The following is a 12,121-nucleotide window of genomic DNA, read 5'->3' on the forward strand; positions in this document are numbered from 1 at the left end:
AAGGTTAAGGTGCGGCCCGCTATTTGTGCATCTCGGCAATATTGAAAATCTGTTCGAGCATCGGGTTAAAGACGAAGCCTTTGACCTCTTTGTTCATCGCCACCTGATAGTTTTTCTGGAACAGATAGACGTAGGCGGCCTCATCGATCACCGTTTTCTGCGCCGCCTGATAATCCGCGGTTCGCTGCGCCTGATCGGCGGTGGAGACCGCCTTCTTGAGCAGGGCGTCAACCTGCGGGTTCTCGTAGAATGAACGGTTGCCCGGCAGCCCTTTCTTATCCGACTCAAACCAGTAGTTCATGAACATATAGGGGTCGGCGAAATCCGGGCTCCAGTTGCCGATGGCGATGTCGTAATCCCCTTTGCCAATCCGCTCGCGCATGGTGGCGTTAGCCAGCTTTTCGAGCTTCACCTGGATACCCAGCGCCTGCAGATTCGCCTGGGTGGAGAGGGCGATAGGCTCCCAGTTCGGGTCATTATCGGAGTAGAGGAACGACAGGGTTTTCGGCTTATCCGCCACTTTCTCCAGCGCGGCTTTGGCCTTATCCATATCGAGGGAGTACTGCATAGCGCCGGCGTCATAGCCCCACATGCCGTCCGGGATCGGGCCGCGCATCTGCTTGCCGTTGCCGCCGAGGATCCCGCTGACCATCCCTTGATAGTCGGTGGCCCAGGAGACGGCGCGGCGGAGATCGACCTGATTCATCGGCGCCTTGCCGTTGTTAAGGTACAGATAGGTGACGCGCAGCGCCGGATAGTCATACACCGCGACCTTATCCTCTTTTTTCAGCGCCGCGAACTGGTCTACCGGCAGGGCATCGGCAATATCCAGATCGCCCTTGGTTAGCTGCAGGCGGCGGGCGGAGCTTTCGCCGATAATCTTCACCGTCACCCGCTTAAAGACCGGCTTAATGCCGCTGTAGTGCGGGTTGGGCACCAGCACCAGCTGCTGGCCTTTCTGCCAGCGCTGCAGCATATAAGCGCCGGAGCCGGCGGTATGCTCCGCCAGCCAGCCGCGGGCGTCGTCGGCGGCGTTAGCCTTCAGCACCGCCGGGTTAACGATCGACGCGCCGTCGTTGGCGAGGGTATGCAGGAACGGAGCGAAAGGCTCCGGCAGGGTGAAGCGGACGGTGGTGGGATCGACGGCTTCAATTTTCAGCCCGCTCGGGAAGGCTTCCGAAGGACCCTGCTTAATGCGCATCAGGCGCTCGAACGAGAGCTTGACCGCCTCAGCGGTGACCGGCGAGCCGTCATCAAACTGCATGCTTTTGTGCAGCGTAAAGGTCCAGGTTTTACCGTCATCGGAGACCTGCCAGCTCTCCGCCAGCTCGCCCTCGACGTCCGTTGAACCTTTACCGTCATCGGTTTTATATTTCACCAGCCGCTGATAGGCCGGGTAGGTGACCGTCCAGTCGTTGTTATCGATGGTTACGGCCGGATCAAGGGTCTGCGGATCGGCGGCTTTGCCGATGACCAGCATATCTTTGGGGACCGCGGCATAGGCCGGCGCGACGGCGGCGGCCAGCGCCACGGCCAGCAGCAGCGGACGAAAACCGGTTAAGGAGGTACGCATCTTTTTCATGGAATTACTCCGTCAGTCTTAGCGGGAGCCAGGCAGGCAAAAACATCATCAAGGAGCGGATAACCGGCCGCATCCGGTAGTTCGAAGTGCCACCATTCCGTGGAAATACCCTTAAAGCCGCCGCCAAACATCACGGCGTTCAGCAGCAGGCGATGACGCTGAGCGGCGGCGGGAACCGCCGGGTGATAAGGGTGGGAGAGATCGTCCATCTCATCGAAGGCGGTGCCCATATCCAGCGGCTGGCCGTTTTCGTCGATTAACGTCACATCAATAGCGGTACCGCGGCTGTGGTTCGAACCCAGCGCAATCGGCACCACGTAGTCCTGGTTCGGACAGGCGTTCCACAGCAGTCTGCTGAGCCTGCTGCGGACGATAGGCATCGAGAACCTGCAGATTCAGGCCCGCCAGACGGGCGATGCGCAGGGATCTCTCCAGCGCCTCCGCCGCGTCCGGGTGCAGCAGGCAGCGGGCTTCGGCATAGATGGGCTGGCCGGTAATGTTATCGGCGCTGGCGTACTTGAGATCGATAGCCAGCGCCGGAAACCGCGCGCGGATATCGACCAGAGTGACTTGCTGATTCATCGGTTATTTCCTGTCCTGGAGCCTGGCGAGCAGGCGCTTATTCACGTTCAAATTGACCAAATTCCTGCTGCAGCGCGCGGTTCTCAGCCAGCCGCTGCGACAGCGACGGGCCGAGCCGCTCGACCACCGCCGAGAGCAGCAGGTTGAAAAGACAGCCGATCGGCGCGAGCGAATCCCAAAAGTGGCCGGTATCGGTCTTGACCTGCAGCAGATCGAGCGGATAGTCGCGGGCCCACGGGCACCAGATGTCGGTCACCAGCGCGGTGGCAATGCGTCGGTCGGCGGCCACCCGGCAGAACTGGCGGGCGGTGCTGGAGTAGGCGCGGGTATCGGTGATCACCACGTAGGGATGTGCATATTCGGAGTTCAGCGCCTCCAGCCAGTGCCGGAGCTGCCGTCGGCGTAGGTCACCCGCGGGCGTAGATATTCAAGATGGCTAAAAAAGGTGTTGGCAAGACCGCGCGTGGACTGAATGCCGATCACAATCACCGCGTCGGCCCGGGCAATCCGCTCGCTGATGCGGGCAAAGGTCTCCTCCTGCGCCAGCTGATAGACGTAGCGGATAGCGTCAAGCTCCATCTGCAGCGACAGGCTGGCGCGGTCGGGCTGCGCCTGCTGTTGTGCCCAGGAGTCGAGGCGATCGATGACCCCCCAGTGCTTATAGGGCACCGGCGCGCGATCCTTCAGTCTGTTTTTAACATCGTCGAGGTTGCGGTAGCCCAGCTTGCGCAGATAGCGGCCGACGGTGATCCCGCTGGTGCCGGTCGCCTGGGCAATGCTGTCCGCGGTCTCAAAGGGGATATGCTGGCGATGGCTCAGCAGCCAGCTGCCGATGCGCTTCTCGCTAGGCGTCAGCTGGCTAAAGGTGGCCTCAATGGTGCGAAACAGCCGATCGCTACTATCGTTCATCCTCACCCCCGGTGATATTTGATTCTCATAAGTCATTACGCTGTTACTCAGATAACAAAGCACAATGCATGCCATCTATTACGGAACACCGTCGTTTGCGGTATGACGGGGAAAAGAGTGGAGGCAGGCGAACTATGAGCGTAGATTTTCAGCAAAATATGCACAAAGAAGGTGCAACATTTCCTGGTTGTGCATCACAAAAAGAAAACATATGGTTAACAAAATTATCATTAATGCCCGTTAACGAAAAAAATACCGGCGGGCATCGGACGCGCAGAATTAACATAACTGACTAATTAATAAGGATGATGGTATGAAGGTTAAGGTTTGTATTGCTCTGGCGCTGGCGAGCGTGGCCTGCAGCAGCCTGGCACGTGATATGCAAACAATTCAGCAAAGCGGCGAGCTGAGGGTCGGCGTGCCGGGAGATTACGCCCCGCTGGCGTTTCATAACGGTGCGGGGGAGCTGCTCGGCTATGACGTTGACATGGCGAAAGATCTTGGCGAGAAGCTGGGCCTGAAGGTGGCGTTCGTGCCGACCAGCTGGCCGACGCTGTCGGGCGATCTGCAGGCCGATAAGTTTGATATCGCCATGGGCGGCGTCACCGAAACGCCGGAGCGGGCCAAAGATTTCGCCCTCAGCCATCCGGTGGTCGCCAACGGCAAAATTGCCCTCGCCAGCTGCATGGCCGCGCCGGCGCTGGGGAGCCTCGAAAAAATCGATCGGCCGAACGTGAAGGTGATCGTCAATCCCGGCGGTACCAATCAAAGCTACGTTGATGCGCATATTAAACATGCGCAGATTATCCGGGTGAAAAACAACGTTGATAACCTCGAAGCCCTGCGGCAGAAAACCGCCGATATGATGGTGACCGACCTGATTGAGGGCATCTATTACCAGAATAAAGAGCCCGGCGTCTTTTGCGTCGCCAACGAACGGCCCTTCCCGGGAACCGCCAGCTTTAAGGTCTACATGATGAAAAAGGATAATCAGCCGCTGCTGGAGAAGGTCAACCGCTGGCTGGATAGCCAGGATAAAAACGTGCTTAAGCAGAAGTGGAAAATTCACGAATAGGCGCTGGCGATTGTCTCGTGGCCGGGTAAAGTGGCTGTTTTACCCGCCGCGCAGGCGCCCTGCGGCCGCATCGGACAGCGGCCGGGATAAACCGGATAACGATAATTGATGAATGCTGAAATAACCCTGCCGGTCAGGCAACAGAACAACAATATTATCCGTCTGGCTACCGCCCAGGCGCTGGCGGGGGCCAACTCGGTGGTCTTTTACGCCACCGGAGCGATTGTCGGCAACGCCATTGCCCCCGATAGCACCCTTGCCACGCTGCCGATCGCCATTTTTGTCCTCGGGATGGCGGCCTGTATTTTACCCTTTGGCTTTCTTGCCAGAAAGCGCGGGCGCAAAGCGGTGTTTATGCTGGGCACCGGCGCCGGGGTTCTGACCGGCCTGCTGGCGGCGCTGGCGGTGGTGCTCGGCGCATTCTGGCTCTTCTGCGTGGCGGCATTTTTGGGCGGCGCCTACGCGGCGGTGGCGGTGTCGTTTCGCTTTGCCGCCACCGATGGCGTCGGCGCCGAGCGCCGCGCCCGGGCGCTGTCGCTGGTCATGGGCGGCGGCGTGGCCGCCGGGGTGATCGGCCCGATGCTGGTGACCGGCACGATGAACCTGTGGCCGGCGCATACCTTCGCCATGACCTTCATTGCCCAGGGCGCGGTGGCGGCGGTTTCGGCGCTGGTGCTGCTGGGGGTCAAGTCCGTGGAGCCGGTGGCTCAGGCGCGGAGCGGCGGCCGTCCGCTCGGGGAGATCGTGCGCCAGCCGGGTTTTGCCCGCACGGTATTCAGCGGGGCGGTGGCCTACATGGTGATGAACTTCCTGATGACCGCCGCGCCGCTCTCCATGCACCTGCACGGGATTTCCCAGCAGGCGTCGAACCTCGGCATTCAGTGGCACGTGGTGGCGATGTACGGTCCCGGCTTTTTTACCGGCAGGCTAATCGCCCGCTTCGGCGCCGGGCGAATTAATGAGGCGGGGCTGGCTCTTCTCGCGCTGTCGGTGCTGGTTGGGCTGGCCGGCACCGAGGTGATGCACTACTGGGTATCGCTTATCCTGCTGGGCATCGGCTGGAACTTCGGCTTCACCGGCGCCTCGACGCAGATTATGGATTTCCACCGTCCGGAAGAGAAAACCCAGGTGCAGTCGCTGAACGACTTTATCGTCTTCGGCGTGATGATGGTGGGGGCCTTCGCCTCCGGCGCGCTGATGAATCTCTTCGGCTGGAACGCCGTACTCTGGGGCTCGCTGGTTCCGGTGATGGCGGCGCTGGCGGCGCTGCTGTGCGGCGCGCGCGCCAGGCGCCAGCGCTAAAGCGGGGCGGCCTGGACGATGCGCCCCGACTCCAGCTTGATGATGCGGTCCGCGAGGTGGAAGTAGCGATCGTCATGGGTGATGGCGATGATGGTTTTGCCCTCGGCCTTCAGCATCGGCAGGAGTTCCAGATAAAACACCGCCTTAAACTCCGGGTCCTGATCGGCCGCCCACTCGTCGAACAGGTACAGCGGGCGCTCCTCAAGCCACGCCTGCAGCAGCGCCAGCCGTTTGCGCTGCCCCTGCGACAGGGCGGTGGTTGAGAAACGTCCCTCGGCAAAGCGGACCTTGTGCTGCAGCTTCAGGAGCTGCAGCAGATGGTTAACCTGCTCCGCCGTGCGCTCGTGGACAAACGCCACGTCGTCGAAAAGGAAAAAGTCGTTAAATACCGCCGAAAATAGCTGGCGATAGCCCTCCTGCTGGTCGTCGGCAACGGCGCGGCCGTTAAGCACGATCGCGCCGCTATCCGGCGGATAGAGTCCCACCAGCAGGTTGGCGAGGGTGGTTTTACCGCTGCCGTTGCCGCCGACGATAAACACCAGTTCGCCCGGGGAGAAGCGCATATCGAGCGGGCCTAGGGTGAAGCGCTCCCCATCTTCGCCCTGATACCGATAGCGGATCTCTTCCAGCGCCAGGCAACGAAAGGGTTCCGCAGGCAGAGGGCGCTGCGGCTGCTCCGGCGGCAGATCGTCGCGCAGTCTGCTGCACCCGCTGCAGCGCGACCCTGGCGCTGGCGAGGGTCGGCAGCGACGACAGCACCCCTTCCACCGGCACAATCATATACAGAAATATCATCACGTAGCCGGTGATGGTCGCCGGCTCCAGCATTAGCAGATCGCGCAGACCGAACAGCACCAGGCCGATAAAGGCGAAGAACAGAATGCTGCCCCAGCTGGTGGCGAGCCCGTACAGCACGTAGCCGCGGGTACGCTGCCGGCGCACGGCCTCGATATTATCGGCCAGCTCGCCGGCGACAAACCGACGGCGGCGGTCGGCGTTCAGCCGATATTCGCGTCCGCCGTCGAACAGCTTTTTGCACTGCTGAATCAGGGTATCTTCCCGCTGCCGCGACTGGCGCAGCAGCCCCATCGCCCGGCCGTGCGCGGCGCGATAGCCGAGGCTGCCGAGGGCGATCGCCGCCAGCGCCAGCCCGAGGACGCTGACGGAGAGGGTGGCGAGATAAATCAGGCAGCCGGCGATCACCGCGCCGTAGATGAACAGGTTGGGCAGGCTGACGAAAAACACCACCAGGGTGTCGAGGTCCTGGGTGAGCACCGAGATGGTTTTGCTCATCCCGGACTTCTCCAGCTGCAGCCAGCGGGTTTCGCTGACCTGGCGGGTCAGCTCGCCGCGCAGGCGGGCCTTCACCCTCTGGCCGAGATACATAAAGGTGGTCTGCGAGATCACGCGGGTTGCCAGCATCAGCAGCGCCAGCAGCGCAAACTGGACGCCGGGCCCGAGCCAGCGGTCGGTTTGCGGCAGCGTCAGGCTGTGGTTAATCATCGCCAGCAGCGAAGCGTTGCTAAAGCCGCTAATCAGCCCGGCGACCACCGCCAGCAGCAGCCAGCCGCCGACCATTCGAAACAAAATCAACAACACCGACATGCGAAATTCCTTATTCATTGCTCACAACGCGTTATGCGAATTAACGATGGGCTCTGGGGCGGATCAGCGGCCAGACCAGTAGCGGAACGCCGATAAGCGATGCCACCAGCCCAACCGGCAGCTGGCGCGGATAGAGCGCGTTGCGCCCCAGCCAGTCGGCGACCGTCATAATGACCGCCGACAGCAGCGCCGCGGCGTACAGCTGCGCCAGCGGCCCCTTGACCCCGAGCCGGAGCGCCAGATGCGGCCCCAGCAGGCCAATAAACGACACCGGGCCCACCAGCAGGGTCGCCAGCCCGGTCATGACCGCCGCCAGCGCCAGCACGCCCAGCCGGGCGCGGGGCAGGGAAACGCCCAGCGAACCGGCGACGCCGCCCAGCGGCAGCAGCACCAGCCAGCGGCGAAACAGCGGCGCCAGCGCCAGCAGGAGCAGGGTGGCGATAAACAGCACCTGCGCCAGCGGGGCGCTGATGTAATAGGTGCTGCCGGTCATCAGCGGCAGCAGCACCGCGCTGGCGGCAAGGTTATTGAGCATCACGATGCTCACCGCCGCCTGACAAAGGGCGTTCAGCGCCAGGCCGTTGAGCAGCACCCGCTGTGGATTAAAGGCGCTGCGGCGGCTGTTCCACATCGTCAGCAGCAGGCTGATGAGCGCCCCGGCGAGGCTGCTGAGCAGCAAAAAAGCGCTGCCCTGGGTGGGGAACAGCAGAATATAGGCCGTCACCCCCATCGCCGCTCCGCCGCCGATGCCCAGCACTTCCGGGCTGGCCAGCGGGTTGCCGCTGACCCGCTGCATCAGGACTCCCGCGGCGGCCAGCAGGGCGCCGGCGCTGATGGCCGCCAGCAGCCTGGGGATCCGCAGCGGCAGCAGCTGCGCCAGCTCGCCGCGGGTCGCCCAGTGCCAGTGGCTTAGCCCGTGGCCGAGAAACAGCGAAATCACGACTGCCGCCTCCAGCGCCAGGGCCGCCGCCCACGGGATCCAGCGGCCGGCGGAGCGCGCCGCGACCAGCGGCGGCGGGGAGGTATCAATCCCGTGCTGGCGGGCGTGGCGCGCCAGCATAATCAGCAGCGGTCCGCCGGTTAGCGCGGTCAGCATCCCCACCGGCAGCAGCTGGCCGTTGAACAGAGAAACCTTTGACACGCAGAGGTCGGTAAACCACAGCAGGCCGGCGCCGGTCAGCGCGCTGTGCAGCATCAGCTGGCGCGACGTGCGGGCGCCGCCAAAACGGGCAAGATGCGGCGCGGCGAGGCCCAGAAAGCCAATCACCCCGACGGCATTGATAATCAGCGCGCTCATCGCCAGCGCCAGCGCGACCGCGGCGCTGCGAATGCGCAGCGGCGAGGCGCCAAGGCCGCTGACCATCGTTTCCGGCAGCTGCAGCAGCTCCAGCGGGCGGAACAGCAGGGCCAGCAGGAGCATGCACAGCGCCAGCCACGGCAGCAGGGCCAGCAGCAGATGACCATCTTCCTGCGCCAGCGACCCGCCGCCCCACATCAGGACGGTCAGCAGAAAGCGGTCGTTGACGATAGCGATCAGCATCGTCAGCGCGCCGCACCACAGGTTGATCATCATGCCGGCCTGAATCATCACCAGCGGGGAGAGGCGCTGGCGCCAGCTCAGCAGCAGCACCAGCAGCAGCGCCGCCAGCTCGCCGCCGATAATTACCGCCAGCCGCGGGGCGCCGGTCAGCGCCGGCAGCCACAGCGACGCCAGCCCCATCGCCAGGGTCGCGCCCGAGGTCAGGCCGAGGGTCATCGGCTCCGCCAGCGGATTGCGCAGCGCGCGCTGCATCAGCCAGCCGCACAGGCCGAGGATGGCGCCGCTGACGATGGCCATTCCCTGACGGGGGAGCCACATACCGTGCAGGATAATCGCCTGCGGCCGCGCGTTTTGCGCGCTGAATAGCGCATGAAATCCGCCCTGATGCAGCACGTCGCTGATCGCCAGCAGCAGGGAAATCAGCCACAGCGCGGCGATAACGCCCCACGACAGGCGGCGGGAAAAGGGTTCAGGCATCGCGCCACCCCGCCATCAGCTGGCTGAAAATATCGGCAAAACGCCCGGCGGTTACGAGCGCCCCGGCGTCGCTGATGGGCTGCTCAATCAGCCCGATCGGGTAGCGCGAGGTCAGCGGCAGCCGCTGCCAGAGCGGGCTTTGCCGCCAGCGGGCCACCGCGTCGCGCCGATCTTCGGCCACCAGCAGGATCAGCCGAGCGTCGAGGGAAGCGATGCGGGTCAGCTCCATCAGCACGCTGCCCTCCGCTCCGCCGCCGCCGGACCAGCCGTTGCGCATACCGCAGGCCGCCAGCACGTCGCCAGGCAGGCTGCCGCCGGTATAGAGCTGCAGGTGCAGGGCGTCGACCGGAGTGGCGAATATCACCGGCTGGCGCAGGGTTTGCGCGTAGCCGCGGGCGCGGGCGATTTGCTGATGCAGGCGGGCGAGCAGGCTCTGCGCCTGCGCCTGGCGCTGCAGCGCGGCGCCGAGCCGGCGCGTGGATTCGATAAACGCCCCCAGCCCGTGGGCGGGAAGCGTCAGGAGCGGGGCAATCTTTTCGAGGGCCGGCTTGAGCAGGATGTGCTGGGGAGTGACCACAATGCGGTCTGGACGCAGCGCGTAGAGGGTTTCGAGGTTCGGCTGAAACAGCAGCCCCAGGTCCTGCACCGTCTGCGGCAGGGCGGGGGTGGGGATCAGCTTGCGATACCACGCCGGCGCCGAAACGCCGGCCGGCGTCACGCCGAGGGCGAGGATCGTCTCCGCCAGCCCCCAGTCGAGTACCGCCAGCCGTTGCGGCACCGGCGTACCGCTGGCCCACGACAGCGCGGGGGCCAGCAGAGCGGCGGTTAACAACCTGCGTCGTGAAAGCATGGTTACCACTTGTAGTTCACGGTGGCCACCAGCTGGCGCTTCATCGCATATTCGCAGCCGTTATCCTGGCAGGAGGCGAGATAGGTTTTGTTGGTCAGGTTGGCGGCGTTAAGCGCCACGCCCCACTCGCGCCACTGATAGCCCACTCGCGCATCGTACACCGTGGCGGCCGGGACCTTCAGACTGTTATCGGTGGTGGCGTAGCTGCTGCCGACGTAGCGCACGCCGCCGCCGATTGATAAGCCGTCCAGCGGGCCGCTGAGCGCATATTGCGTCCACAGCTTAGCGCTGTTGCGGGCAATCCCCACCGGATGCTTGCCTTCGCTGCCGTCGTTGGCGCTGGTGACCTGCGGATCGGTTAAGGCCCAGGATGCCAGCACCGACCAGGCCGGGGTGATGTTGATTTTCCCGTCCAGCTCGATCCCCCGGGAGCGGATCTCGCCGGTCTGCACGCTGAAGTTGGCGTGATCGGGGTCCGGAGTGGCGACGTTGGTTTCGCGCAGGTTAAACAGCGCGAGGGTAAACAGGGCGTCGAGGCCGACCGGATCGTACTTCAGGCCAATCTCCGACTGCTTACCTTCGGTGGGCTTAAAGGAGCGTCCGTAGAAATCGCTGCTGCTGCTCGGCACGAACGACGTGGAGTAGCTGACGTAGGGCGCGAGGCCGTTATCGAAGTGGTAGAGCAGCCCGGCGCGACCGGTGGTGGCGTAGTCGTTACGCTCGCTGCGCGCGTCGGTGAGCAGGTCGGTGCTTTTGGTTTTCGCCGCGTCGTAGCGCCCGGCGAGGCTCATGATCCAGCTGTTCCACTCCAGCTGATCCTGCAGATAGAGGCCGGTCTGATCCATCGTCGAGTGGGTGCTGCTGTCGAAAGGCGGTTTTACCACCGGGGTGCTGTAGTCCGGATCGCGATAGTTGATCGGGCTGGCGTCGCCGTAGCCGGACTGGCTGCGCACCGAGCTGTGCATGCGGTCAATACCGGCCAGCAGGGTGTGCTGCAGCGGGCCGGTTTGCAGATGGAACTCCGCCTGGTTATCCACCGCGAAGTTGACCATCGTCTCTTTCAGGTTCATCGAGTAGCGGTCAATCAGCGGCGCGTCGGCGTGCACGCCCCACGGGTAGACCATCAGGTAGTCGCCGGTGCTGCTGATATAGCGCAGGTTCTGGCGGAAGGTGACCGTATCGTTAAAGTCGTGGCGGAACTGATAGCCGATGCTGCCCTGCTTGCGCTCGTATTTATCGAAGCCGGGCTGTCCGCCGTAGAAGCTGGAGGAGATCTGGCCGTTCGGGTTGTGCGTCAGCGTGCCGGAGACCGGCATCTGGTTGTAGAAGCCGCTGTCCGGGTCCTTGCGCAGCTGCGCCAGGAGCGTCAGGCTGGTGCGATCGCTCGGCTGCCAGGTTAACGACGGGGCGATGTCATAGTGCTGATAGCGGGTGTGATCGACCTGGGTTTCGGTATCGAAAAAGGTGCCGGCAACGCGGCCCAGCAGGGTTTTATCATCGTTCAGCGGCCCGGTCGCGTCGAAGCCGGTACCAAACTGGCTGTGGTTGCCGGTGGTGACGTACACCTCGCCGCCGGGTTCGGCCTGCGGGGTCTTGCTGACCATGTTGACGATCCCGCCGGGGTTAGCCTGGCCGTAGAGCACCGAGGCCGGACCTTTGACAACCTCAATGCGCGACAGCAGGAACGGGTCCCACGCCGGTCGGCTCCACCAGGCTTCGCGCGGCAGGCGCAGGCCGTCGAGATACTCGTCGGCTTCAAATCCGCGCACCAGAATGGTGTCAAAGCGGGTATCCGGCCCGGAGCTTTCCGACGAGACGCCGGAGACGTAGCGCAGCGCTTCCGGGATCGTTTTCGCCGCCTGGGCGGCAATTTGCGCCTGGGTGACGACCGCAATACTTTGCGCGGTGCGGCTAATCAGCTGGCTGGATTTGCTGGCTGCCGTCGCGCTATGGGTGACGATATTGCTTTCGTCATCCTGCCCCTGGACGTCGGGAGCGGCGGTGACCACCATCGTCTGTTCTTTTGTGCTATCCTGCCCGTTATCCGCAGTGAAGGCCTGCCCGCTGTATCCTGCGATGATCGTACATGCCAGTACTTTCAACGGTTTATCCCTGAAAAGCTTGCCAATCTGTCTCATAGCATTTCCGACTGTTATTAGAATTGGATGGAAATGATAATTATTCACCTTTAAAAGAGAA

At 63.2% G+C, this 12,121-nt stretch carries 8 protein-coding genes and 2 pseudogenes; 2 read left to right on the forward strand and 8 right to left on the reverse strand.

The features are described 5' to 3' along the window. Nucleotides 1-19: 19 nt before the first annotated feature. The 3 genes and pseudogenes from ABOC21_RS05290 to ABOC21_RS05300 form a co-directional block, all read right to left on the reverse strand. The gene (locus ABOC21_RS05290; RefSeq protein ID WP_426812570.1) at nucleotides 20-1,573 is read right to left on the reverse strand and encodes an ABC transporter substrate-binding protein; all 1,554 of its coding nucleotides are present in this window, start codon (nucleotides 1,571-1,573) and stop codon (nucleotides 20-22) included. A gap of 5 nt (nucleotides 1,574-1,578) precedes the next feature. Continuing rightward, nucleotides 1,579-2,164, reverse strand: a pseudogene (ddpX, locus tag ABOC21_RS05295) (D-alanyl-D-alanine dipeptidase). A 37-nt stretch (nucleotides 2,165-2,201) separates the two neighbouring features. After that, nucleotides 2,202-3,073, reverse strand: a pseudogene (locus ABOC21_RS05300) (MurR/RpiR family transcriptional regulator). Nucleotides 3,074-3,386: 313 nt separating this feature from the next. Here ABOC21_RS05300 and ABOC21_RS05305 point away from each other — a divergent pair. Together ABOC21_RS05305 and ABOC21_RS05310 are read left to right on the forward strand one after the other, a co-directional pair. After that, entirely contained in the window at nucleotides 3,387-4,148 is a 762-nt protein-coding gene (locus ABOC21_RS05305) for a transporter substrate-binding domain-containing protein (protein WP_426812186.1), read from the forward strand. A gap of 108 nt (nucleotides 4,149-4,256) precedes the next feature. Continuing rightward, a complete protein-coding gene (locus tag ABOC21_RS05310) occupies nucleotides 4,257-5,450 on the forward strand; it encodes an MFS transporter (protein WP_426812187.1) in 1,194 nt (397 codons plus the stop codon). On the opposite strand, the gene ABOC21_RS05315 is transcribed toward ABOC21_RS05310, so the two are convergent. Genes ABOC21_RS05315 through ABOC21_RS05335 form a run of 5 tightly spaced genes read right to left on the reverse strand, consistent with a single transcriptional unit; the run spans nucleotide 5,447 to nucleotide 12,024 of the window. Continuing rightward, nucleotides 5,447-6,070: a cyclic peptide export ABC transporter gene (locus ABOC21_RS05315; protein WP_426812571.1), complete on the reverse strand. Its 624-nt coding sequence runs from the start codon at nucleotides 6,068-6,070 to the stop codon at nucleotides 5,447-5,449. The two genes, ABOC21_RS05310 and ABOC21_RS05315, sit on opposite strands and share 4 nt — an antisense overlap. After that, nucleotides 5,958-7,055, reverse strand: coding sequence for a hypothetical protein (locus ABOC21_RS05320; protein WP_426812188.1), 1,098 nt, complete (start codon nucleotides 7,053-7,055; stop codon nucleotides 5,958-5,960). The genes ABOC21_RS05315 and ABOC21_RS05320 overlap by 113 nt, the downstream gene beginning before the upstream one ends. A 40-nt stretch (nucleotides 7,056-7,095) precedes the next feature. Continuing rightward, entirely contained in the window at nucleotides 7,096-9,072 is a 1,977-nt protein-coding gene (gene fhuB, locus ABOC21_RS05325) for a Fe(3+)-hydroxamate ABC transporter permease FhuB (RefSeq protein ID WP_426812189.1), read from the reverse strand. Beyond that, nucleotides 9,065-9,922 carry an ABC transporter substrate-binding protein gene (locus ABOC21_RS05330; protein ID WP_426812190.1) on the reverse strand — a complete coding sequence of 286 codons (858 nt, stop codon included), beginning with the start codon at nucleotides 9,920-9,922 and terminating at the stop codon, nucleotides 9,065-9,067. Before ABOC21_RS05330 ends, fhuB begins: the two co-directional genes overlap by 8 nt. A 2-nt stretch (nucleotides 9,923-9,924) precedes the next feature. After that, complete coding sequence (locus ABOC21_RS05335) at nucleotides 9,925-12,024, reverse strand: TonB-dependent siderophore receptor (protein ID WP_426812191.1); 2,100 nt, start codon at nucleotides 12,022-12,024, stop codon at nucleotides 9,925-9,927. Between the last annotated feature and the right edge of the window lie 97 nt (nucleotides 12,025-12,121).

It is taken from the genome of Klebsiella sp. WOUb02 (assembly GCF_050058015.1).
Classification (GTDB): Bacteria; Pseudomonadota; Gammaproteobacteria; order Enterobacterales; family Enterobacteriaceae; genus Klebsiella.

Excerpts from the sequence above, each read along its gene's own strand:
- ABOC21_RS05290 (WP_426812570.1), bottom strand. The coding sequence starts at position 1,573 with ATGCGTACCTCCTTAACCGGTTTTCGTCCGCTGCTGCTGGCCGTGGCG.
- ABOC21_RS05305 (WP_426812186.1), top strand. The coding sequence starts at position 3,387 with ATGAAGGTTAAGGTTTGTATTGCTCTGGCGCTGGCGAGCGTGGCCTGC.
- ABOC21_RS05310 (WP_426812187.1), top strand. The coding sequence starts at position 4,257 with ATGAATGCTGAAATAACCCTGCCGGTCAGGCAACAGAACAACAATATT.
- ABOC21_RS05320 (WP_426812188.1), bottom strand. The coding sequence starts at position 7,055 with ATGTCGGTGTTGTTGATTTTGTTTCGAATGGTCGGCGGCTGGCTGCTG.
- fhuB (WP_426812189.1), bottom strand. The coding sequence starts at position 9,072 with ATGCCTGAACCCTTTTCCCGCCGCCTGTCGTGGGGCGTTATCGCCGCG.
- ABOC21_RS05330 (WP_426812190.1), bottom strand. The coding sequence starts at position 9,922 with ATGCTTTCACGACGCAGGTTGTTAACCGCCGCTCTGCTGGCCCCCGCG.